Source organism: Pseudomonas sp. LBUM1661 (assembly GCF_059695925.1).
Genome location: NZ_CP166794.1, coordinates 483017 through 507310, shown reverse-complemented (window position 1 = coordinate 507310; position 24294 = coordinate 483017). Strand labels below are relative to the sequence as shown.

The window sequence follows — 24294 nt, the reverse complement described above, 5'->3', positions numbered from 1 at the left end:
ACTCATACGGTGAAGACCGGCACGGGGTTGCACCAGCGATCCTTGTATTCCCGGTCGGCGCGACCGAAGGAGAAGCGCAACGGTTTGTCCAACGCCCGGGCATGCTCCCAGGCGCTTTGGGTATTGAGAAAGCTCAGCACGCTGCCAGGGCTGAAATCGCGGGTTTCGGGATCGACGCCGCCATTGATGTACTCGACGCTGATCCATTCCGGCGTTTCGACGCGGTACACCAGTTGGGTCGCGATCGGCGCGTCGTTGAGGAAAATCACCGAGCCGATCAGCAACTCGCGCAGCAACTCGATGACCTCGGCCATACGCTCGGCACCCGTCGCCGGAAAACCCCAGCGGCGCTGGAACAGATCGCAATAGATGGCCGCCAGCTCACGGCTGGAAAACTCGGCAACTGGCCGCACGACGCCGCCCGCCTCTTCCAGCAAACGCAACTCGCGGCGCTGGTTGTAGCGAAATTTCTTCGACAGTTCTTCGGGTGTACGGGCCATGGCCAGTTGTTCGGCCTGCAACTTGATGCCGGTAAACCGACCTTCGTTCAGCGCCGACAGATAGCGTGCGTGATGACGCAACGGTGCTTGTGCATCCGCAGCGGCCGGCAGGATGAGCTCGGCATTACCCAGATCAAACAGGCCTTTTTTACCGCGGCGCTTGAGCACATCCTTGGACAACGCAAGGTCACGGCCCCAGGTCGGGATCGCGGCTTTGACGTCACCGTTTTGCTCCCAGGCCAGGTAGCGCACAGGGATGTCGGCCAATTGCGCCAGCCGCTCGACCACCATCGGATGAGTCGCGACACTGCCGCCATATCGCTGCCAGGCCTCGGCATAGGTCGAGGCGTCGGTTACCGCCCAGCCACGTTCGCGCCAGCCTTGAAATCGGTTGAGCATCAGCCCCTCGGCGCCAGTTCGGTAACGTGTGGCAAACGCCAGAAAGCTTCGCGCACCGCACGATCGGAGAAGCGCTCACGCAAGCGGTCGAGCATCAGCTCGGCGCACTGGTGACGTTGCTGCTCGTCCATCGCGGCCAGGTGTTGCAGCCCTTGAGCCAAATGTTCGACATCGCCCAGCGGGAACAGAATGCCCACGCCTTCGACCACTTCCCGGGCCCCGCCACACGCGGTGACGAGCAATGGCACACCGGCGGCCATGGCCTCCAGCAGCACCATGCCGAACGGTTCGTGGTCGGAGCTCAGGGCAAACACATCGAACGCCCGGAAGTAACGTCGAGCGTCGGGAACCTGGCCGAGAAACAGCACGCGATCACCGATACCCAGCTCACGCGCCTGGGCCTTGAGTTCCTGCTCCAGCCGCCCCGAACCCAGAATCACCAATTGGCTGTTGGCCGGCAACCCAGGTAACGCCGCGGCAAAACCGAGCAGCAAGGTGGACTGGTCCTTATCCGGATGCAGCCGGCCGACGTTGCCGACAACCCAGGCATCCATCGACAAGCCGAGGGTTTCCCGGGCTTCGCGTACCGACACCTGACTGTCTTGCAAGCCTTGCACGTCGATACGGTTATACAGCGTCTGGATTCGTGCGGCCGGCCACTTCGGCAGGCAACGACGCATGTCGTCGCGCACCGCGTCGGACACCCCGAGCAGGCTCAGGCGCTTGCGGAAGATATTAGCGAAGAGTTTGCGCGTGCCGCGCTGGTAATCGCCAAAGGCGTGATGCACACCAATCACCGGCAGGGACGTGCCGAGCAAGGCGATGTAGATCGGCTTGAAACGGTGAGCAATGCAGAAACTGAAATTGCGTGAAGCGGCGATCTTGCGCAGATCGCCGATGGCGCCCAGCTTCAGGCCACGAATGGCCTTGGAGCTGTATTCCATGAACAGCACTTCATCGGACGCGCAGTTGGCGGCAACACCGGCATCGGCGGCCCCGGTCAGAAACACCGTGGTCACGCGATAACCGGTCCCCGCAAACAGGCTGGCGTACTGCCGGGCGCAGTCCAGAAACGGCCCGTCATAGCCGTGGCAGAACTGCAACACATGGCGTTCAGCCGAGCGTGTCATATGCGTCCGCGCCCTCTTTGACCACCAGGATGTCTTCCATGATCAGGTACTGTAGATCGGAACCGAAGAACATGTTCAGGGCATCCGTCGGCGAGCAGATCATCGGTTCGCCACGACGGTTGAGCGAGGTGTTCAGCGACACGCCGTTGCCGGTCAGCACTTCCAGCGCCTTCATCATGTCGTAGTAGCGCGGGTTGTATTCGCGCTTGAGCACCTGGGCCCGGGACGTGCCATCTTCGTGGACGACTTCCGGCACGCGGGTTTTCCATTCTTCCGCCACTTCAAAAGTGAACGTCATGAACGGCGCCGGGTGATCGATCTTGATCATCTGCGGCGCGACGGTGTCGAGCATCGACGGGCAGAAAGGCCTCCAGCGCTCGCGGAACTTGATCTGGTGGTTGATCCGGTCAGCCACGCCCGTGGCGCTCGGGCAACCAATGATCGAACGACCGCCCAGTGCGCGTGGACCAAACTCCATGCGTCCCTGGAACCAGGCTACCGGGTTGCCATCGACCATGATCCTGGCGATGTTTTCCGGCATGTTTTCAAGCTTGCGCCATACCGGCTTGCTCGGGTGACGAGCACACGCTGCCAGCACATCTTCGTTGGTGTACGACGGGCCGAGGTAGACGTGTTCCATCTTCTCTACCGGCACGCCACGGGCGTGCGACACATAAGCCGCCGCGCCGACCGCAGTGCCGGCATCGCCGGACGCCGGCTGGACGAACAGTTCCTTGACGTCATCGCGCGCGATGATTTTCTGGTTGAGCTTGACGTTTAACGCACAGCCGCCGGCGTAAGCCAGCTTGCCGGTTTCCTTGAGCACGTCGCCCAGGTAGAAGTCGATCATCTGCAGCGCGATCTTTTCGAACAGCGCTTGCATGCTCGCGGCGTAATGGATGTACGGCTCGTCGGCGATGTCGCCTTCGCGCTTCGGACCCAGCCACTCGATCAGCTTCGGCGAGAAGTAGAAACCCTTGCCCTTCTCTTTATAACGACGCAGGCCGATGACGTTGGCGTAGTCGGTGTTGATCACCAGCTCGCCGTTCTCGAACGAGGCCAGGCGCGAGAAATCGTATTTGCTGGCATCGCCGTACGGCGCCATGCCCATGACCTTGAACTCACCGTCGAGCATCTCGAAACCGAGGAACTCGGTGATTGCGCCGTACAGGCCGCCGAGGGAGTCTGGATCGAAGAATTCCTTGATCTTGTGGATCTTGCCGTTTTCGCCGTAACCGAAGAAGGTCGTGGCGTACTCACCCTTGCCATCGATCCCGAGGATCGCGGTTTTCTCTTTGAAACCGGAGCAGTGGTAAGCACTGGAGGCGTGGGCCAGGTGGTGCTCGACGGGTTCGATCTTGATTTTTTTCGGATCGAAGCCCAGTTGCTCGAGGCACCAGACAATCTTGTTGCGATAGCGCTTGTAGCGACGGTTGCCCATCAGGATCGCGTCGAGGGCGCGGTCCGGGGCGTACCAGTAACGCTTGGCGTAGTGCCAGCGAGCCTTGCCGAACAGACTGATCGGGGCAAATGGAATGGCCACGACATCAACGTCGGACGGCTTGATGCCTGCCTGTTCAAGGCAGAATTTCGCCGACTCGTAAGGCATGCGGTTCTTTGCGTGTTTATCGCGCACAAAGCGCTCTTCTTCAGCCGCCGCGACCAGCTTGCCGTCGATGTACAGGGCTGCGGAAGGATCATGGCTAAGGGCGCCGGACAGGCCAAGAATCGTCAATGCCACAGGGGTCTAGCCTCTTTAGTCTGCATGCAGGCGCAGGGCGCCTCAAAAATTAATGTGCCCTCGCAAGTGGCGAGAGACAGCTAAAGGGCGGGATTATAGCGTAAACATGACGGGAATGACCCTACGGTTATCAGCGCCCTGAAGATGCGCTTCGAGCGCAGGCGTTCGCCTCGGTTCAACCGCGCGTCGACCTCCAGTAAATGCCGATATTGCCATCGACCCCCTGCCGATAAAGGGTGTACGGCAAAACAGCCGTGTCCAGGACGCCAGACAAGGCCAGGTCCAGTAGAACGAACGGCACGAGCATGCCGGTGGGGTCCGGCGGCGCATTCAACACGCAGAAGTCGTAGGCCAGGCCGCTGTAGACGCGGGGGATGGACTGGCAATAGGTTTTTTGTTTTCGCAGCCCCTGGGCCGCTGAGGCGTCATCCTGCAACACCGTAGAGACGGTTCCGCAGCCTGCCAGAACCAGTGATAAAGCGCCCAACGACATTGCCATTTTTATAGTCAAGACCAGCCCTCCGAGAACGTCTCGGCAAGCTAGCATCGTGGCTATTCAGGGCACAGTTCATGGCTTCTCAAGATCATGTAGGACGGTTCATAAGAACGTGTCCCTTAATCTTCATTGGCTGTTCTGGCCTCATCGCGAGCAGGCTCGCTCCCACATTTGATCTTCAGTGGACACAGTGTTTGTGTTCGACCGAGACTCATTGTGGGAGCGAGCCTGCTCGCGATTGGGATTCAGGCAGCGCTAGAGATGTCTTTGGGAAGTCGCTGATCGATGACTTGATAGAGAGCGCTGCCTTCAGGCCAGTTACGCATGAACCGCGCCCGATCCCGCGCATACGCCGGGGCGAAGCTGCTGAGTGAACCGTGCTGACACATCGAATCGAGGTCGATCAGCGCCCAGCGATCCTGCTGCCAGAACAGGTTGTGGCCCTTGAAATCGCCATGACTGATCCGTTCGCGAATCAGCTCGGCAAACAAATGATCCAGCGCCAGCAATTCAGCCTCGGGCGCGGCGCCGCTCTCAACGTACGGCGCAAAGTGTTCGATGATGTCCGGGCCCGACAGGTGCTCGGTGATCAGATAGGCCCGACTGCGCAACCACAGGAAACGCTTCTCCAGCAACGCCAGGGGTTTGGGCGTGGCGATACCGAGGAACGCCAGGCGATTGCCTTCGCGCCAGGAATGCCAGGCACGGCTCGGACGCCAGAAGCGTTTGAGCCAGTGAGCAAACCCTTTGATGTTGTAGCGCTTGATCACCAGCGTACGGCCGTCCACCTCGACCTTGCCGACGCTCGCCGCGCCGCCGGTCTTGTACAGATGGCCCTGATCGAGCAAGGCATCGGCCTGTTCCAGCACTGGCAGCATCGCCGCCTCTTCCTCGCGCCGAATCGCGCGCAAACCGAACGCGCCGCGCTGGACGCTGAACAACGTGCATTCGCGACCGATCTTGATCAGGTAGTCCTTGAGGCGCCAGCTGCGCACCTTGTCGATCTGCTTCTGCAACGCTTCCATCGGCAAGGCATGTTCGCCGTTGCTCAGCAGGTAATACACCAGCAATTCTTCGGTAAACGGTTCCAGCGACTTGGGCAACTGGGCAAAAAACACCCCGAGGTTTTCCAGGACTTTCTGCCGCGACAACGGCTGGCCTGGGGTTTCGGAGCAGACGCCGCCGCCATCGATCAAATACAACCGACCGCGCTGGCGCAAGAGGTTGTCCAGGTGCAAGTCTTCCTGCCAGAGCCCCTTGCGATGCATTTGGCCAATAGCGCCCAGCGCCTCGGCCAGCATAGCCCCTTGCATATCCGCCAGCACCGGCAAATGCTCGACCCGTTTCCAGGTTTCGCCAAGGCTTTCGGCGCCCTCGATGAATTCGAACAGCAGCCAGCCGCCCTCGCCGTCCTTCAGGCCGTCGGCCAACAGTTGCGGCGTGGTCAGGCCCTGGGCGGCGAGCAAATGCACACCGTTGCGTTCCCGCTGGAAATGCCGCGCCGCTTTACTGCCGACCAACAACTTGGCCAGCACCGGCCGGCCACGCCAGACGCCGGCACCGACGTAACGCTGGCCGGGCAATACTCGCAACAAACTGAGCAACTGCAATTCGGCAGGCCCGGCGGCATCGGCCAGGGGAATATTCAGTGGCAGGCCCGGGCTGCGGCCCGCGTTTTTAAGTTCCGACAAACGCATCAGCGCGTCTCCTTGTGACTGCGCCGCGCGGTCAGTCGCACCAGCCAGTGATCGATCAGCGAACTGTCCGGCGATTGATCCAGGTAGGTAGCCAACAACTCGCGCAGCTGCGCTTGGCTCCACTCGGGTGAGCGACGCAGTAGCGGCTCCAGATCCTTGACCCGGTCACGCTGACCGAACAGCAATGGCCGGGTCTTTTCCAGGTCGATCAGCTGGGCCAGGTAACCGTCGCCGGTGGCCTGGAGAAAAATGTGTTTGGGGTAAAAGCAGCCGTGAACCTGACGCGCGCCGTGCAGGCGTCGAGCCAGTTGGCCACAGGCTTTGAGAATCGCCGAATGCTGCGCCGCGCTCAGTTCAGTCCAGCGCTGCAACAACGAATCGAGGTCATCCCAGCCATCCAGGGCACGGGTCAGCAGAATCGCCCGGACTTCGCCGTCGACCTTGCGCTCACCGAAGAAGGCCGCCTTCAACGCTGGAATGCCGAGCTTTTCATAGCGGCTGATGTTGCGGAATTCGCGGGCAAAACTGGGTTCGCCAAACGGCGCATGCAGGGTGCGCATCTGGTAATTGCTCTGGCGCTTGAGGTAGTAGCCATGACCTTCCAGCACCAGCCGGAACACACTGCTCCAGCCACCGCGCGCCGTGTTGGGCTCATCCACAGCGTCGAGCTGTTTGGCCCAGAGTGCGTCGAAAGTGCCGAGGCCGTGACGCTCAAGGAGCGCACGGTCTTCGGCCGCCAGAAAATCAGTCATTCACGTCCCTCGAAGAATCTCACCACGTGCCGAATGCGTTTTTTGTCAGCCGCATTGAGCCGGGGCCGTTGGCAGTATTGCAGGTAGAAGCGCAACCGCTGGGTGGCCGACAGGTGATACTTGGCGACCTTGTCGAGGCACGCCAGGTCCTTGGTGATGCGGTACTTGAGCCAGAAGCCACGCCAGAAATCGCCGTTGGGGCAGTCGATCAGGAACAACCGGGCCTGATCGTCGATCAGCAGGTTGCGCCACTTCAAATCGTTGTGGGTAAAGCGGTGGTCATGCATGGTTCGGGTGTAGCCGGCCAGTTGCCGACTGATGTTGTCGACCCAGGCGCGGTCAGCCAGTTTCGGATCATGCCGTTCTGCCAGGACCGCCAAGTCTTCGGTATGCGGCAGTTCACGGGTGATCATCGCCCCACGATCGTAAGCCGCGCCACGCCGCTCCAGGCCCCAGGCCACCACTTCGGCAGTGGGAATGCCCCACTTGGCAAAACGCTTGAGGTTCTGCCATTCCATTTTCACCCGCGGCTTGCCGAGGTAGCGGCGCAGGCCTTTGCCGGCACCGACGTAGCGTTTGACGTAATAATTGACGCCATTGCGCTCGACACGAATGACCTCGGACAACGGGTCACGGGTCAGACGTTCGCCCTGAAGCGCAAACACCGCTTCAAGACTGCCGAAATCTTCTGCCAGCTCGCTGTAAGCAGGCTCAAGTCTCCAACCCGGCATTAGAGCGCGTCCCCGTATCGCTGTTTACGGTCATACAGCTTGTTGGCCTTGCCTTCGAGCCAGGCGAGCAACCCGGCTTCTTCGCCGAGGATCTGGCGCAGGGGCTTTTGAAAATAGCCCTTGAGGAAACGCAGCTTGTCGCGACGGGTCAGGCCAATGTCCAGCGCCGAAAAATACAGCGCCGCCAGGTCCTTGTTGCGCCAGCGCTGGGTGATCGCCGGGCGGGTCTGGGCGCGGTGCAGGTCGATCACCGAGAGCTTGAAGTCATCGGCCGTCACCGGCTTGTCGGTGTGCAGCAGGAAGTGGCAGATGTAGCAGTCGCGATGGTTGACCCCGGCGCGGTGCATCATGCCCGTCATGCGTGCGACTTCGGCGATCAGGGCGCGCTTGAGCTTTGGCTCGGGCGGTTGCTTGACCCAGTCGATGCTGAAGTCTTCGAGGCTGACGGTAGGTGCCAGTTCTTCGGTGACGATGAACGAGTGCTGATCCGCCGGGTTGCTGCCCTTTTCACCGTAAGCCACGGCGGTCATGGTGGGCACGCCGACTTCTTGCAGGCGCTGAATGGCCTTCCACTCCTGGCCGGCACCGAGTACCGGCAGCTTGGCGGTGAGCAGGTTCTTGAAGATCTCGCCCCAGCCTATGCCACGGTGGATCTTCACGAAGAATCCATTGCCGTTCACTTCAGTGCGCAACGTACGGCGCGCTTCCAGTTCACGGTACACCTCGCCCTGCAAGCCCTCGACTTCGGCGAACGGGTCGCGTCCGGCCCACAGGCTCTTGAACGGTTCAGCCAGCATCAACTTCATTAAGCGTGCTCCGCCAGAATCACATCGGCCGCGTGCTGCGGCATGCTATAGAGGTCGGCCGTCTCGGCATAAGCCAGACCGTTGCGGCTCCAGGCCGCCCGTGCTTGAGCGTCGTTCAACATGCCGGTCAGGTATTGCGTCAGTTGTGCCTGATCGAACGGTTCGTCCAGCACCAGGCCGGCATCGGCCTCGGCAATGTAATGGGCGTAACCACACACCGCGCTCACCAGCACCGGCAAGCCGGCCACCAGGGCTTCGAGCAACACGGTCCCGGTGTTTTCGTTGTACGCCGGGTGGATCAACAGATCGGCGCCGAGCAGGAAACGCGGGATATCGCTGCGGCCCTTGAGGAACGTCACGTTGTCGCCGAGCCCCAGTGTGGCGCTCTGCATCTGGAATAATTTGGGGTCGTCCTGGCCAATTACAAACAGCCGGGTGCGTTTCTTCAGATCGGCGGGCAATGCGGCCAGTGCCTTGAGGCTGCGATCCACGCCCTTGGTCTTGAACCCGGAGCCGATTTGCACCAGCAACAGTTCATCGTCCTTCAGGTTGAATTCGCGGCGGAATTCGGCGCGAATCTCGGCGGCATTCGGCGGCGCGCGACGGTCCTGGGAGATGCCCGGCGGCAGCAGATGAAAGCGTTCCAGCGGGGTGTCGTAATGCTTGATGAACAGCGGCTGCTGGACTTCGGAAATCATCAGCACTTCGGTCTTGGCGTCCTTGGCGAACACCGCGCGCTCGTACTCGGCGAAATGCCGGTAGCGGCCCCAGCGCCGGTACAGCGAATTGCGCAGGTTCTGCGCCTTGTCTTCGAAGCAGCCATCCGCGGCGTAGTAGACGTCCAGGCCCGGCATCTTGTTGAAACCGATCAAACGGTCCACCGGACGCTTGGCCAGATCCGCCTCCATCCACTCGCTGAGTTTCTCGTTGCGTCGATGGTTGAAAAACGCTTTGACCGGTGCCACCAACACTTCGAAACCCGGGGGAATATCGCCTTCCCAGATCAGCGTGTAGACGCGAATCTGGTGGCCGCGTGCCTGGCATTCCAGGGCGATGCGCATGAAGTCACGCTGCAAGCCCCCGAATGGAAAGTACTTGTACAAGACGAATGCCAATTGCATCAGCGCAGCTCCTCAGCCAGTAACAACGTGCTCAGTCGGGTCGCGACACGCTCGGGATTCAGACGCGTGAAGCACAGGGGCCACTCGCGTTTAAGGTCAAACCGACGGGCATCTTCGGCCGTCGGTTGATACGTACATTTCTTTTGCATACACGGCGCGCAGGGGAAATCGCTGGCGATGTGAATCTGCGATTTGCCATAGGCGCCGGTCAGGCCCGGGTTGGTCGGGCCAAACAGCGACAGCGTCGGCACGTCCAGCGCTGCGGCCAGATGACCGAGGCCAGTGTCCACCGCCACGCAGGCTTGCGCACCGGCCAGCACTTTGCCGACGCCGGCCAGGTTCAGCTTGGGCAGCACTTCGACGTGTTTCATGTCTTTGCCGATGCGCTCGGCCCGGGCTTTCTCGACCGCGTTGCCCCACGGCAGTTTGACCCCGACGCCCAGATAGCCGACGCGTTCGGCCAACTCGCGCCAATAGGCTTCAGGCCAGTGCTTGGTGTCCCACGTGGTGCCGTGCAGGAACAGCACGTAAGGATTCTTGCGCGGCAATTCCACCAGGCGATCGACGCTCAGGCCGTAATCGCCCAGGCCTTTGGGCAAGTCGTAGCCCAGCGCGATGGCGAACAATTGGCGCACGCGTTCGACGGCGTGCTGACCACGGGCAACCGCCAGACGTCGATCATAGAAGCGCGCGGCGATCGGCTCCCGCGCAGAGCTTTTATCGAGGCCGGCCACCGGGGCTTTGACATAACGGGTCAGCCAGGCGCTTTTCAGCAGGCCCTGGGCGTCGATCACCAAATCGTATTTCGTGGCGCGAACGCTTTGCTTGAAGCGCTTCCACTCGCCACTCTTGATGGTTTGCCAGATGTTCTTGCGCCAGCGACGGATCGCCACCGGAATCACCTTGCCCACGGCCGGGTGCCAGGTCGGGATTTCGGCGAAGCCTTCTTCCACCACCCAGTCGAACGTGATGCCGGGGATTGCCCGCGCCGCGTCGGTCAACGCCGGCAATGCGTGAATCACATCGCCCAGCGAAGAAGTCTTGATCAGCAGAACCCGCAAACTATTTGACCTCGACCACAGTGCCCTGCAACCGCTGCAAGGCTTCGTTCACCGCTTGCGGCATGAGTTGGCGCAGGCAGTTGTAATGACCGAAGCGGCACGTGCGGTCGAAGCACGGGCTGCATTCGATGCCCAGGCGCACGATCTCGACGTGCTCGGCCAACGGTGGCGTGAAGCCCGGCGACGTCGAGCCGTACACCGCCACCAATGGGCGATTCAGCGCAGCGGCGACGTGCATCAGGCCCGAGTCGTTGGACACCACCGAGTCGGCGCAGGACATCAGGTCGATGGCTTCGGCCAGGGACGTGCCGCCGCTGAGGTTCACCGATTCTTCGCGCAAACCGGGAATCAACCGCGAGCGGATGTCTTCGCCGACGGCGTGATCGTTTTTCGAACCGAACAGCCAGACTTGCCAGCCTTCGCGGATCTTCGCTTCGGCGACCTTGGCGTAATGCTCGGACGGCCAACGCTTGGATTCGCCGAACTCGGCACCGGGGCACAGCGCCAACACCGGGCGATCGAGGGTCAGGTCGAACTTGGCCAGTGCCGCCTCGCGGGTCACCGGATCGATCTGCAGGCTCGGCCGTGGATACGGTGTCGGCAACTCGACGCCTGGCTCGTAAGCCAGGGCCATGAAGCGTTCGATCATCAGCGGATAACGTTCTTTATCCAGCGTGCGCACGTCGTTGAGCAGGCCGTAGCGGAATTCGCCGCGCCAGCCGGTGCGCTTCGGGATGCCGGCGAAGAACGGCACCAGCGCCGACTTCAGGGAGTTGGGCAACAGGATCGCCTGGTCGTACTGACCGGCCAGGGATTTGCCGATGCGCCGACGGGTCGCCAGCTCGAGAACGCCGTGGCCGAGCGGAAAGCTCAAGGCCTGGCGCACTTCGGGCATGCGCTCAAGAATCGGCCGGCTCCACTCGGGGGCCAGCACGTCGATTTCGCATTGCGGGTGGCGTTGTTTCAGGCACTGAAACAGTGTCTGCGCCATCACCATGTCACCGACCCAACTGGGCCCAACGATCAGAATTTTCATGTGGTTTCCAAAAACGAACCGGGGAGGCATACGCCTCCCCGCCTCGAGAATTCTACAAAACACTGCAGATCTACTGTGGGAGCGAGCCTGCTCGCGATAGCTGCGTGACAGTCACCATAAAGGTTGAATGTGACGGCCTCATCGCAAGCAGGCTCGCTCCCACACTGGGTATTGGGTGTTTCAATTTCCAGTTCAGCTTAGCCCCAGTTCGCGCCAGATCCGCAATACCTGCCGTCGTTCGTCCGCGAACTGGTCGCCCGGTATCACCCCGGCGTCCTTCTGCAACGCTTGCCGATGCGCGGCGGAGCGGTAGGCTTTATAGGCCTCGCGCAACAGACTGGCGTCTTCGGCGGGCATCAGCCCTTCCTGTTCCAGCCCTTCCAGAATGCGGATATTGTCCGTCCAGCGCAGCAATGACGGGTGCGTTTGCGACCACGCCAGGGCCGCGTATTGCACCATAAATTCAATATCGACGATACCTCCGGCGTCCTGCTTGAGATCGAACGGCGCCGTGGCCTCGAAGGCATTTGCCGCGGTGCCGGCCGCGGTGCTCTTGCTACCAAGGTTATCGCGCATCTTGGCGCGCATCTCGCTGACCTCCTGGCGCAAGGTCGGCAGGTCGCGCGGCTTGCCCAAAATCGCCGCGCGCACTTTCTCGAACGCCTGGCCGACATCCTGACTGCCCACCAGCACCCGCGCCCGCACCAAAGCCTGATGTTCCCAGGTCCACGCTTCGTGTTCCTGATACCGGGCAAACGCGCCCACCGAACTCACCAGCAAGCCCGACGCACCGGACGGCCGCAGGCGCATGTCGACTTCATACAGCTGACCGGAGTTGGTCTGGGTAGTAATCAAATGAATGATCCGCTGCCCGAGCCGGGTGAAAAATTGCGCGCCATCGATCGGTTTCGCCCCGTCGGTTTCAGCCTGCGGGTCGCCGTCGTGGATGAACACCAGGTCCAGGTCCGAACCATGCCCGAGTTCCAGCCCGCCGACTTTCCCATAACCGACAATGATGAAACCCGGATCGCACAAAGTGCCGTCGGTGCGCAGCGGCGTGCCGTATTTGGCCACGGTCTGGCGCCAGGCCAGGGCCAGGACTTGCTCGAGGATCGCTTCAGCCAGCCAGGTCAGGTAATCGCTGACTTTCATCAATGGCAGGCTGCCGGCGATTTCCGAGGCGGCGACCCGCAAGCGGTGCGCCAGTTTGAAATGGCGCAGGGCTTCCATTTGCTGCTCAAGGTCGTCCTCGGGAATCCGCGTCAAACGCTCGCGCAATTCGGCGGCCAGTTCTGGCGCCAACGGCGGCTTGAACAACCGACCTTCGTTAAGCAATTCATCGAGCAGCAGCGGGAAACGAGTGATCTGCTCAGCGATCCACGGACTGGCGGCGCACAAAGTCAGCAAGCGTCGCAGCGCGCCGGGGTTCTCGGTCAGCAACACCAGATACGCAGAACGACGGGCCACCGCTTCAACCAGTGGCAGCACGCGCTCAAGCACCAGATCAGGATTGGCGTGTTCCACAGCTTGCGCCAGCAAGCGCGGAATAAAGGCATCGAGGCGTTCGCGGCCCAGTCGCTGCATCGCCCGCAGCTGTGGACTGCCGCGCAAACTCGCCAAGGCTTTCAGCGCTTTGCTGGCATCGGCGAAACCGCCCTCCTCCAACTGACGACATGCCGCCTCTTCATCCTGCGCCTCTTCCCACAGTGGCAGCCATTCGCCGCCAACCACCACTTCGCTTTCGGTGCCCTCTTCTTCATCGGGATCGGCAATCACCTGGCCAAAGTGCCACGCCACGCGAACGCGCCAATACATCAGCCGCTCATGGAACGCCGCCCAATCGTCGAAACCCAACATAAAGGCAATGCGCGCCTGATCCTGCGCGCCGTCCGGCAGCATCTGCGTCTGGCGGTCGGCGATCGCCTGGATGGCGTGTTCGGTGTAACGCAGGAATTCGTAACCTTCGCGCAGCTCGCTGACCACCGCCGGCGGCAGGTAACCCTGACCTTCGAGCGTGCTCAGTACTTTTAATAGAGGACGTTGCTGCAAACTCAGGTCGCGACCGCCGTGAATCAGCTGGAAGGCCTGGGCGATAAATTCCACCTCCCGAATGCCACCGGAGCCAAGTTTGATGTTATCGGCCATGCCCTTGCGCCGGACTTCCTGCTGGATCAGCTGCTTCATCGTGCGCAGCGCTTCGATGGCCGAGAAATCCAGGTAACGCCGGTAAACGAAGGGGCGCAGCATCTCTTGCAATTGCGCGCCGGCCACTTGGTCGCCGGCCACCACGCGCGACTTGATCATCGCGTAGCGTTCCCAGTCCCGGCCCTGATCCTGGTAGTACTGCTCCAGCGCATTGAAGCTCAGCACCAATGCGCCCGCCGAGCCGTACGGCCGCAGGCGCATGTCGACGCGGAACACAAAACCATCGACGGTCATCGGGTCCAGTGCCTTGATCAGGCGCTGGCCGAGGCGAATGAAAAATTCCTGGTTATCCAGCGAGCGTTTCACCCCAACGGTTTCGCCACCTTCGGGGTAAGCGAAAATCAGGTCGATGTCCGAGGAAAGATTCAGCTCGACCGCGCCGAGCTTGCCCATGCCAAGAATGACCATTTGCTGCGGCTCGCCGCTGCGCCGACCGGTGGGCACGCCGAACTGCTGGCAATGCCGCGCGTACAACCACTGATAGGCCTGATCGATGCTCGCATCGGCCATGTCCGAGAGGTCGCGGCAGGTCTGCACCAGGTCTGCCTGGCGGTTCAGGTCGCGCCAGATGATCCGCACCTGGTGGCGTGCGCGCTGGCGACGCAGGGCCCGACCGAGTTCGTCGTCGGTTTCAGCCGCGCTTACCACGGCGGCAATCTGTGCGCACAGTTCGCCGGGGGCAAAACTGCGGTCCAGTTCGCCGGACTGCACCAGCTCCAGCAACATGACGGGGTCACGCACACTCTGTTCAATCACGAAGTCGCTGGCGGCGGTGACGCGGGCGAATTGCGCCCAGCGTTCAGGCGTCCAGCTGGACAGGCCATGGTCATTCTCAAGCGCTGCGACCGCTGCGCGGAACGACTGCTCGGCACGGGTGACAAACGGCAGGAGAATGCCGGGCAGTTGGGCAAGCGAAGGGAGGCTCATGGTCTATCCTTGATCGGCGTGTAGAGGGCTGCATGTAGTGATTCTGCGAAAAGCACTACGTGATCGACTGTCGAACAAAGGTTAGAAATAGCTGAATTTTCTTTATTTTTGGCAGACAGCATCAAGCTTTCACCTTTTCTGGTTGGCAAAAGACCAACCTTAACGATTATTCTCACAACGCAGCTGGAGGCCACAAGCCGCTCATCTGTAGTTTTACTACTCGTATATACATCCGAAAGGCTGAAATGCCCGAAGATTTGTAGTAAAACTACACGCCGCCGGAACAACCTCTCGGCAATCCAAGAATTTATATCGTCTGCCCACAAGGCCAGTCGCAAACTCAGGCAACCGATTCTGGAAGCCTTTCCGCCCTGGAGCAAGCCATGCAAGACCTCGATCCCGTCGAAACCCAGGAATGGCTGGACGCCCTGGAATCGGTTCTCGACAAAGAAGGCGAAGACCGTGCTCACTATCTGATGACCCGTATGGGCGAACTCGCAACCCGCAGCGGTTCGCAATTGCCTTACGCCATCACCACGCCATACCGCAACACCATTCCCGTTACCCACGAAGCACGCATGCCTGGCGACCTGTTCATGGAACGCCGCATTCGCTCGTTGGTACGCTGGAACGCGATGGCCATGGTGATGCGTACGAACCTGAAAGATTCTGACCTGGGCGGTCACATCTCCAGCTTCGCCTCCAGTGCAACCCTGTACGACATCGGCTTCAACTACTTCTTCCAGGCCCCGACCGACGAACACGGCGGCGACCTGATCTACTTCCAGGGCCACACCTCGCCAGGCGTTTACGCCCGTGCGTTCATGGAAGGCCGCATCACCGAAGACCAGATGAACAACTTCCGCCAGGAAGTCGACGGCCAGGGCTTGTCGTCCTATCCGCACCCTTGGCTGATGCCTGATTTCTGGCAGTTCCCGACCGTCTCCATGGGTCTGGGCCCGATCCAGGCGATCTACCAGGCACGCTTCATGAAGTACCTGGAAGCCCGTGGCTTCATCCCGGAAGGCAAGCAAAAAGTCTGGTGCTTCCTGGGCGACGGCGAGTGCGACGAACCCGAATCCCTGGGCGCGATCTCGCTGGCTGGCCGCGAGAAGCTCGACAACCTGATCTTCGTCATCAACTGCAACCTGCAGCGCCTCGATGGCCCGGTTCGCGGCAACGGCAAAATCATCCAGGAACTCGAAGGCGTGTTCCGCGGTGCTCAGTGGAACGTGACCAAAGTCATCTGGGGCCGTTTCTGGGACCCGCTGCTGGCCAAGGACGTCGACGGTATCCTGCAACGTCGCATGGACGAAGTCATCGACGGCGAGTACCAGAACTACAAAGCCAAAGACGGCGCGTTCGTGCGTGAACACTTCTTCAACTCGCCAGAACTCAAGGCGATGGTTGCTGATCTGTCCGACGACGAGATCTGGAAACTCAACCGTGGAGGCCACGACCCGTACAAGGTCTACGCGGCGTACCACGAAGCGGTCAACCACAAAGAACAACCAACCGTCATCCTGGCCAAGACCATCAAGGGTTATGGCACCGGTGCCGGCGAAGCGAAGAACACCGCGCACAACACCAAGAAGGTTGATGTTGAAAGCCTGAAGCTGTTCCGCGACCGTTTCGACATTCCAGTACGTGACGAAGAGCTGGAAAACCTGCCGTTCTTCAAGCCAGAGCCAAACAGCGCAGAAGCCCGCTACCTGAGCGAGCGTCGCACTGCGCTGGGCGGTTTCGTGCCACAGCGTCGCGCGCAGAGCTTCAGCGTGCCGACCCCGTCGCTCGACACCCTCAAGGCCATCCTGGACGGCTCGGGCGACCGTGAAATTTCCACCACCATGGCGTTCGTGCGGATCCTCGCGCAACTGGTCAAGGACAAGGAAATCGGCCCGCGCATCGTTCCGATCATCCCGGACGAAGCCCGTACCTTCGGTATGGAAGGCATGTTCCGTCAGTTGGGCATCTACTCCTCCGTCGGCCAGCTCTACGAGCCAGTCGATAAAGACCAGGTGATGTTCTACAAGGAAGACAAGAAGGGCCAGATCCTCGAAGAAGGCATCAACGAAGCGGGCGCCATGAGCTCCTTCATCGCGGCCGGTACTTCGTACTCCAGCCACAACCAGCCAATGCTGCCGTTCTACATCTTCTACTCGATGTTCGGCTTCCAGCGTATCGGCGACCTCGCCTGGGCCGCTGGCGACAGCCGCACCCGTGGCTTCCTGATCGGCGGCACCGCCGGCCGGACCACGCTGAACGGCGAAGGCCTGCAACACGAAGACGGCCACAGCCACATCCTGGCTGCCACCATCCCGAACTGCCGCACCTTTGATCCAACCTACGGCTACGAGCTGGCGGTGATCATCCAGGACGGCATGAAGAAGATGACCGAACAGCAACAGGACGTTTTCTACTACATCACCGTGATGAACGAGTCCTACCAGCAGCCAGCCATGCCGGCCGGTGTCGAGGAAGGCATCATCAAGGGCATGTACCTGCTCGAGGAAGACACCCGCGAAGCTGCGCACCACGTTCAGCTGATGGGCTCCGGCACCATCCTGCGTGAAGTCCGTGAAGCGGCGAAGATCCTGCGTGAAGAGTTCAACGTCGGCGCTGACGTGTGGAGCGTTACCAGCTTCAACGAACTGCGTCGCGACGGCCTGGCCGTTGAGCGCAGCAACCGTCTGCACCCGGGCCAGAAGCCTAAACTGAGCTACGTCGAAGAGTGCCTGAACGGCCGTAAAGGTCCGGTCATTGCCTCTACCGACTACATGAAGCTGTTCGCTGAGCAAATTCGTCAGTGGGTCCCGTCCAAGGAATTCAAAGTCCTGGGCACCGACGGTTTCGGCCGCAGTGACAGCCGCAAGAAGCTGCGTCACTTCTTCGAAGTCGACCGTCATTTCGTGGTGTTGGCAGCCCTGGAAGCCTTGGCTGACCGTGGTGATATCGAACCTAAAGTGGTGTCTGAAGCCATCGCCAAGTTCGGGATCAACCCGGAAAAACGCAACCCACTGGACTGCTGAGGAGACACTCTGTGAGCGAACTCATTCGCGTACCTGACATCGGCAGCGGTGAAGGTGAAGTAATCGAACTATTTGTGAAGGTCGGCGACCGTGTCGAAGCCGACCAGAGCATCCTGACGCTTGAATCGGACAAGGCGAGCATGGAGATTCCTGCTCCCAAGGCCGGCATCGTCAAAAGCCTGAAAGTGAAGCTGGGCGATCGCCTGAAAGAAGGCGACGAACTGCTCGAGCTGGAAATCGAAGGTGCCGCTGCTGCGGCCCCTGCGGCTGCCGCTGCGCCGGCGGCCAAGGCTGAAGAGAAACCGGCTGCTGCCGCTGCTGCTCCAGCTCCAGCGGCTGCGCCTGCTGCCGCTTCGGTTCAGCAAGTGCACGTGCCGGATATCGGTTCGGCGGACAAGGCCCAGATCATCGAGATCCAGGTCAAGGTCGGCGACACCGTCGAGGCTGATCAGTCGCTGATCACCCTGGAATCCGACAAGGCCAGCATGGAAATCCCTTCGCCGGCCGCTGGCGTGGTCAAGAGCATCAGCGTCAAGCTCAACGACGAAGTCGGCACCGGCGACCTGATCCTGGACCTGGAAGTGGCAGGTGCTGCGGCACCGGCCGCGCCAGCTCAGGCAGCTGCACCGGCTGCCGCTGCTCCGGCACCTGCCGCTGCGGCTCCGGCTGCACCGGTTGCCGACAGCGTTCAGGACATTCATGTCCCGGACATCGGTTCGGCAGGCAAGGCCAAGATCATCGAAGTCCTGGTCAAGGCCGGCGACACCGTTGAAGCCGACCAGTCGCTGATCACCCTGGAATCCGACAAGGCGAGCATGGAAATTCCATCGCCTGCCGCTGGCGTGGTGGAAAGCGTTTCCATCAAGCTGGATGACGAAGTCGGTACCGGCGACCTGATCCTGAAGCTGAAAGTCAAAGGCGCTGCGCCGGCTCCGGCCGCTGCTGCACCAGCACCAGCGGCGGCCAAGGCTGAAGCTGCTCCGGCTGTTGCCGCTGCACCTGCCGCGCCTGCTGCCGCACCGGCCAAGCCTGGCGCCAAGGTTCACGCCGGCCCGGCTGTGCGCCAACTGGCCCGTGAATTCGGTGTCGAGCTGAATGCGGTCGGCGCCAGCGGTCCGCACGGTCGCATCCTGAAAGAAGACGTGCAGGTTTACGTCAAAGCCATGATGCAGAAGGCCAAGGAAGCACCAGCCGCTGCGGCTGGCGCAACCGGTGGCGCGGGCATCCCGCCGATTCCGGTCGTGGACTTCAGCCGCTTCGGTGAAACCGAAGAAGTGCCGATGACTCGCCTGATGCAAATCGGCGCGTCGAGCCTGCACCGCAGCTGGTTGAACATCCCGCACGTGACTCAGTTCGATTCGGCTGATATCACCGAGCTGGAAGCGTTCCGTATCGCGCAGAAAGCCGTTGCAGAGAAGGCTGGCGTCAAGCTGACCATCCTGCCGCTGCTGCTCAAGTCCTGCGCGCACCTGCTCAAGGAACTGCCGGACTTCAACAGTTCGCTGGCGCCAAGCGGCAAGGCGATCATCCGCAAGAAATACGTGAACATCGGCTTCGCCGTCGACACCCCTGAAGGCCTGCTGGTACCGGTCATCAAGAACGTCGACCAGAAAAGCCTTCTGCAGCTTGCGGCTGAGGCGGCTGCGCTGGCTGCCAAAGCCCGCGACAAGAAGCTCACCGCTGACGACATGCAAGGCGCCTGCTTCACCATTTCCAGCCTCGGCCACATTGGCGGCACCGGCTTCACGCCGATCGTCAACGCGCCGGAAGTGGCGATCCTCGGTGTTTCCAAGGCAACCATCCAGCCAGTCTGGGACGGCAAAGCCTTCCAGCCGAAGCTGATGCTGCCGCTGTCGCTGTCCTACGATCACCGTGTGATCAACGGCGCCGCTGCTGCACGTTTCACCCAGCGTCTGAGCAGCCTGCTGGCGGACATCCGCACCATCCTGCTGTAACACCGGCCGGCCCTCCCTTACCGGAGGGCCGTTCGCGTTCCACGTTTTCCGAGCGCCACGCTCGTACCTCAACCCCGCCAATTTGGCGGGGCTTTTTTTGTCCTGAAAAAACCAACGTCCTACGTGCGCGGCTGATATCGGCCACAACTCGAGTCCACTTCTGCGCGGTATTTTTGGCCGACTAATAACTAGGCTTAGTTAAAAGATTAATAAATCTTTTGAACACGCTATTTATTTAGTTGGCACTACTTCGAATGGATTCGAATATGTTCAAACCTACAGTCGGGCCGATTATTGGCCACACCACAACTAACCATGCGCGTATTTTCTTGCGTGGCGAGTTACAGAAAGATGCTTTGGTATTTGCGGGCATTCGTTACAGACGGATCGGTGACGAGCGTTGGTCCAAAGGCGTTTTTGCGCAGTTGGCGAATGTGCGCGACATGTCTGATGTGATTACCCTCAACGATCTTGCCGCCGATACCGAGTATGAATATCAAGCGGGCTGGTTCAGCCCCATGAGCCCGGTGCATACCGTAGAGTCGGTGCAGGAACTACCGTTGCAATGGCCGCGGGACCTTTACCGCTTTCGCACAGCATCCAGCAAAACCAAGACACCACGGGCCTACATCGTTGGCTCATGTCGTTACCTGCGGATGACTCGCGGCGAGCCAGCCTCTCCGCATCACGGCGACCGGATTTTCGCCGCCATCTCCCATTTGGCGCAGCATGCCGAACCCCCGATCAGCGCCATGCTGATGACCGGCGACCAAGTCTATGTCGATGACTTGAACTTCATTGCGCCCGACCGGGAGTACAGCGAAATACTCAGCAAGTACCGAATGGCTTTTTCCCAACCCCATATCGCAACGTTGATGTCCGGCGTGCCGACTTACATGATCCTCGACGACCATGAAATCGAAGATAACTGGCCCGCCAATAAAAGTAAGTCCGATGCTTATTTATATAAAAACGCCCTGGCGGCGTATGAGCTTTATCAAGCCAGCCACAGCCCGGCCCATGAACTTATGGCCAGCGGACACGTCAGCAGGGATTTGCACCGCTACTGGTATCAATTTGCCGAAGGCGATATCGAATGGTTTGTCACTGACAGCCGGACCCGACGCAACCTGTCAGCCGAGGACCGTCGCATTCTTGACGAAGAACAGGAACAGGCCCTGTGCCAATGGCTGATCCACAGCCCGGCCCGGGTCAAATTCGTGGTCACCAGCGTGATGTTCTACCCCGACCGCAAGCGCCTGGGCGATGACGCCTGGCAGGCCTTTCCCGAGCAGCGGCTACGCCTGCTGGAGACGATTCGTACGCACCGCATCCAGAACGTCGTCTTCGTTTCCGGCGATGTCCACGGCTCACTGACCAGTCGACTGACACACAGCGGAGACCCGGACTTCGAAGTTCACACCATCGTGTCGTCGCCGCTGTGCAACAGCAAACTGCTGCCGTATGCCAAGGCATCCACCTTCATTCTCGATCAACCGTTAGCCAAAACAGCAGCGGGCGACTATCGGCATGAACTGACCAGCGCGGTGATCAGCGAAGACAACTTTGCCCACCTGATCGTCGAGGCCGAGCATATTTCCGTCCATTATCACGACCGGAAGGGCAAGTTGCTGCAATCGACCCACATTAAATTACGTTAACGCCACACCACTTGTGGAGCGGGCTTGCTCGCGAAAGCGCAGGGTCAGTCGACATCGATATTGACTGGCCCACCGCTTTCGCGAGCAAGCCCGCTCCCACAGGATGTAATCCTTTAACTGAGCTATCTTTGTGCTTGAAAACATTACTTTTGGCTACTCGCTGGAGAAATCCTGTCTCCTGCCGACATATTCTTATAGCACTTGGCCTTCATGTCTCTTGTCAGTCGGTGTCGCAATGATGCAACCTTGCCGCAGGCAACAATAAAGAGGGCGAGAGCCCGGCGCGATCAGCAAATACGAAGCGAGTTTCCCTCCCTATGAAAAGCCAACCCGATGCCGCCAGCCGTATGGTGGCCGAGGTAGTGACGCAGTTGCCGGTGCCCTCGCGGCTCGGCATGCTGCGTTTCGAACGGCTGAATGAACCGAGCTGGGCGCTGCTGTTTCTCGATCCCAATTGCGAACGACAATTCGGCCTGCCGGCCGTGGAACTGTGCGCCCTGGTCGGCTCGCCCTACGCGAGCCTGATGGAGCCCGAAGCGCGCTATCAACTGCATGACGCGGTCCAGTTGCAACTCACCGAAAGCCCGCATTACCTGATCCGCTACACCCTGCACACGGCCGCCGGCACCTTGAGCCTGTTGGAGTTGGGCGAAGCCTACAAACAACACAATCGACACCTGTTGCGCGGCTACCTGCTGGTGGTCGACGGCCTGTTCGGGGGCGAACCGCTGATACCGGCGCTGGACCTGGAAACCCAGAACTCGCGCCTGCAAATCGCCCTGGAACTCAATCAACGCGCCCAGCAGGAACAACTCCTGCACCTGGACCGTGTGCGCGCCCAGCAAGACCTGATCCTGCTGCTGACCCGCCAGCGCTACAGCACTAATAATTCCCTGCAAGAAGCCGCCGAGCTGATCACTCGCAGTGCCTGTGACATCTACGAAATAGACTGTGCCAGCCTGTGGAACCTCGAAGGGTCGATGCTGGTGCCGATCTCGGCCTATCACCGCGCCTGCCAGGAATACCAACTGCCGGAGCCGATCGACGTCAGCGGGTTCCCCGATTATCTGGAAGCCTTGCACACCGGCCGTGCCATCGACGCCCACAACGTCGCGCGCGACCCGCGCACCCGGGAATTGGCCGAGCTCCTGCGCCCGCGTAACGTCAACGCCATGCTCGACGCCAGCATCCGCGTCGACGGCCAAGTGGTCGGCGTGCTGTGCCTGGAGCAGACCGGTGCGACCCGCGCCTGGCAATCGGACGAAATCGCCTTCGCCGGCGAGCTGGCGGATCAGTTCGCCCAGGTCATCAACAACCACAACCGCCGCACCGCCACCAGCGCCCTGCACCTGTTCCAGCGTGCAGTCGAGCAAAGTGCCAACGCCTTTCTGCTGGTCAATTGCGACGGCGTGGTGGAATACGTCAACCCGAGCTTCACCGCGATCACCCAGTACACCACCGAAGAAGTCCACGGCCAGCGGCTGTCGGAACTGCCGGCACTGGAAAACCTCAGCGAACTGTTGTTCGACGCGCCCTCGGCGCTGGCCAAGAGCAACAGTTGGCAAGGCGAGTTCAAGAGCCGCCGGAAAAACCTCGAACCCTACTGGGGCCAGTTGTCGATCTCCAAGGTCTATGGCGACAACCGCGAGTTGACGCATTACATCGGCATCTACGAAGACATCACCCAGACCAAACTCGCCCAGCAGCGCATCGAGCGCCTGGCCTACACCGACAACCTGACCAACCTCGGCAATCGCCCGGCGTTCATCCGCAACCTCGATGAACGTTTCGCCCGAGACAGCGATACCCCGATCAGCCTGTTGCTGGTGGACATCGACAACTTCAAGCGGATCAACGACAGCCTCGGTCACCAGACCGGCGACAAATTGCTGATCAGCCTGGCCCGGCGCCTGCGCAACAGCCTGAGCCCGAGCGGCAGCCTGGCGCGGTTTGCCAGTAACGAATTCGCCGTGTTGCTCGACAACACCGACCAGCAGGCCGGCCAACAGATCGCCAGCCAATTGCTGATGACCCTCGACAAGCCGATGTTCGTCGACAACCAATTGATCAGCGTCACCGGCTCCGTGGGCCTGGCCTGCGCGCCGCTGCACGGCCGCGACCCACAAACCCTGATGCGTAACGCCGGGCTCGCGCTGCACAAGGCCAAGGCCAACGGCAAACATCAGGTTCAGGTGTTCACCGAAGCGCTGAACGCCGAGGCCAGCTACAAACTGTTCGTCGAGAACAACCTGCGCCGCGCCCTGACGCAAAACGAGCTGGACGTGTTCTACCAGCCCAAGCTCTGCCTGCGCAGCGGCCGCTTGCTGGGGATGGAAGCCTTGCTGCGCTGGAACCATCCGGAAAAAGGCATGATCCGCCCGGACCAGTTCATCAGCGTCGCCGAAGAAACCGGGCTGATCATCCCGATTGGCAAATGGATCGCCCGCCAGGCGTGCCGCATGAGCAAAGAGCTGACCGCCGCCGGCCTGGGCAACCTGCAAGTGGCGATCAACCTGTCGCCCAAGCAGTTCTCCGATCCGGACCTGGTGGCGTCCATCGCCAATATCCTCAAGGAAGAAGCGCTGCCGGCGAACCTGCTGGAGCTTGAGTTAACCGAAGGGCTGCTGCTGGAAGCCACCGAAGACACCCACTTGCAGCTCGACCAGCTCAAGCGCCTGGGCCTGACCCTGGCCATGGACGACTTCGGCACCGGTTACTCGTCGCTCAGCTACTTGAAAAAATTCCCGATCGACATCATTAAGATCGATCGAAGCTTCATCCACGAAATCCCCGACAACCAGGACGACATGGAAATCACCTCCGCGGTGATCGCCATGGCCCACAACCTGAAAATCAAGGTCGTGGCTGAAGGCATCGAGACAGCCGAACAGCTGGCCTTTCTGCGTCGCCACCGCTGCGATGTTGGCCAGGGTTACCTGTTCGACCGACCGATCCCGGGCTCCGAATTGATCGAGAAGCTCAAACGCTACCCGCGCGGCCCAATCGCCTGACTGGGCCCCCTGTGGGAGCGAGCCTGCTCGCGATAG

Annotated in this window: 16 protein-coding genes; 4 read left to right on the top strand and 12 right to left on the bottom strand. The window is 60.7% G+C overall.

Going from position 1 to position 24294, the window contains the following annotated elements:
- Positions 1-2 precede the first annotated feature (2 nt).
- From ACA057_RS02310 to glnE, 12 genes are all read right to left on the bottom strand, one after another.
- The gene (locus tag ACA057_RS02310) at positions 3-899 is read right to left on the bottom strand and encodes an antimicrobial resistance protein Mig-14 (protein WP_497345637.1); all 897 of its coding nucleotides are present in this window, start codon (positions 897-899) and stop codon (positions 3-5) included.
- Complete coding sequence (locus ACA057_RS02305; protein WP_497345635.1) at positions 899-2029, bottom strand: glycosyltransferase; 1131 nt, start codon at positions 2027-2029, stop codon at positions 899-901. The genes ACA057_RS02310 and ACA057_RS02305 overlap by 1 nt, the downstream gene beginning before the upstream one ends.
- Entirely contained in the window at positions 2013-3770 is a 1758-nt protein-coding gene (locus ACA057_RS02300; RefSeq protein WP_401362411.1) for a carbamoyltransferase family protein, read from the bottom strand. Before ACA057_RS02300 ends, ACA057_RS02305 begins: the two co-directional genes overlap by 17 nt.
- 175 nt (positions 3771-3945) lie before the next feature.
- A complete protein-coding gene (locus ACA057_RS02295) occupies positions 3946-4281 on the bottom strand; it encodes a YceK/YidQ family lipoprotein (RefSeq protein ID WP_497345633.1) in 336 nt (111 codons plus the stop codon).
- Between the two features lie 230 nt (positions 4282-4511).
- The gene (locus ACA057_RS02290; RefSeq protein ID WP_497345631.1) at positions 4512-5963 is read right to left on the bottom strand and encodes a lipopolysaccharide kinase InaA family protein; all 1452 of its coding nucleotides are present in this window, start codon (positions 5961-5963) and stop codon (positions 4512-4514) included.
- Positions 5963-6715, bottom strand: a complete 753-nt coding sequence (locus tag ACA057_RS02285) for a lipopolysaccharide kinase InaA family protein (protein WP_497345629.1) — start codon at positions 6713-6715, stop codon at positions 5963-5965. Before ACA057_RS02285 ends, ACA057_RS02290 begins: the two co-directional genes overlap by 1 nt.
- On the bottom strand, positions 6712-7446 hold the full coding sequence (locus ACA057_RS02280; RefSeq protein WP_497345627.1) for a lipopolysaccharide kinase InaA family protein: 735 nt from the start codon (positions 7444-7446) through the stop codon (positions 6712-6714). Before ACA057_RS02280 ends, ACA057_RS02285 begins: the two co-directional genes overlap by 4 nt.
- Positions 7446-8252 (bottom strand): lipopolysaccharide core heptose(I) kinase RfaP, encoded by an 807-nt coding sequence (gene rfaP / locus ACA057_RS02275; protein WP_497345625.1) that lies wholly within the window; start codon positions 8250-8252, stop codon positions 7446-7448. The genes ACA057_RS02280 and rfaP overlap by 1 nt, the downstream gene beginning before the upstream one ends.
- Positions 8252-9373: a glycosyltransferase family 4 protein gene (locus tag ACA057_RS02270; RefSeq protein WP_497345623.1), complete on the bottom strand. Its 1122-nt coding sequence runs from the start codon at positions 9371-9373 to the stop codon at positions 8252-8254. The genes rfaP and ACA057_RS02270 overlap by 1 nt, the downstream gene beginning before the upstream one ends.
- The gene (gene waaC, locus ACA057_RS02265) at positions 9373-10434 is read right to left on the bottom strand and encodes a lipopolysaccharide heptosyltransferase I (RefSeq protein WP_497345621.1); all 1062 of its coding nucleotides are present in this window, start codon (positions 10432-10434) and stop codon (positions 9373-9375) included. The genes ACA057_RS02270 and waaC overlap by 1 nt, the downstream gene beginning before the upstream one ends.
- 1 nt (position 10435) lies before the next feature.
- Positions 10436-11470, bottom strand: a complete 1035-nt coding sequence (waaF, locus tag ACA057_RS02260; protein ID WP_497345619.1) for a lipopolysaccharide heptosyltransferase II — start codon at positions 11468-11470, stop codon at positions 10436-10438.
- Positions 11471-11662: 192 nt separating this feature from the next.
- Positions 11663-14602, bottom strand: a complete 2940-nt coding sequence (gene glnE, locus ACA057_RS02255; protein WP_497345617.1) for a bifunctional [glutamate--ammonia ligase]-adenylyl-L-tyrosine phosphorylase/[glutamate--ammonia-ligase] adenylyltransferase — start codon at positions 14600-14602, stop codon at positions 11663-11665.
- A 383-nt stretch (positions 14603-14985) separates the two neighbouring features.
- On the opposite strand from glnE, the gene aceE reads away from it, so the two are divergent.
- From aceE to ACA057_RS02235, 4 genes are all read left to right on the top strand, one after another.
- Complete coding sequence (aceE, locus tag ACA057_RS02250; protein WP_497345615.1) at positions 14986-17631, top strand: pyruvate dehydrogenase (acetyl-transferring), homodimeric type; 2646 nt, start codon at positions 14986-14988, stop codon at positions 17629-17631.
- An 11-nt stretch (positions 17632-17642) separates the two neighbouring features.
- Positions 17643-19586 carry a dihydrolipoyllysine-residue acetyltransferase gene (aceF, locus tag ACA057_RS02245; protein ID WP_497345613.1) on the top strand — a complete coding sequence of 648 codons (1944 nt, stop codon included), beginning with the start codon at positions 17643-17645 and terminating at the stop codon, positions 19584-19586.
- A gap of 266 nt (positions 19587-19852) precedes the next feature.
- On the top strand, positions 19853-21247 hold the full coding sequence (locus ACA057_RS02240) for an alkaline phosphatase D family protein (protein ID WP_497345611.1): 1395 nt from the start codon (positions 19853-19855) through the stop codon (positions 21245-21247).
- Positions 21248-21564: 317 nt separating this feature from the next.
- Positions 21565-24258 (top strand): sensor domain-containing phosphodiesterase, encoded by a 2694-nt coding sequence (locus tag ACA057_RS02235; protein WP_059405876.1) that lies wholly within the window; start codon positions 21565-21567, stop codon positions 24256-24258.
- The last annotated feature ends 36 nt before the right edge of the window (positions 24259-24294 follow it).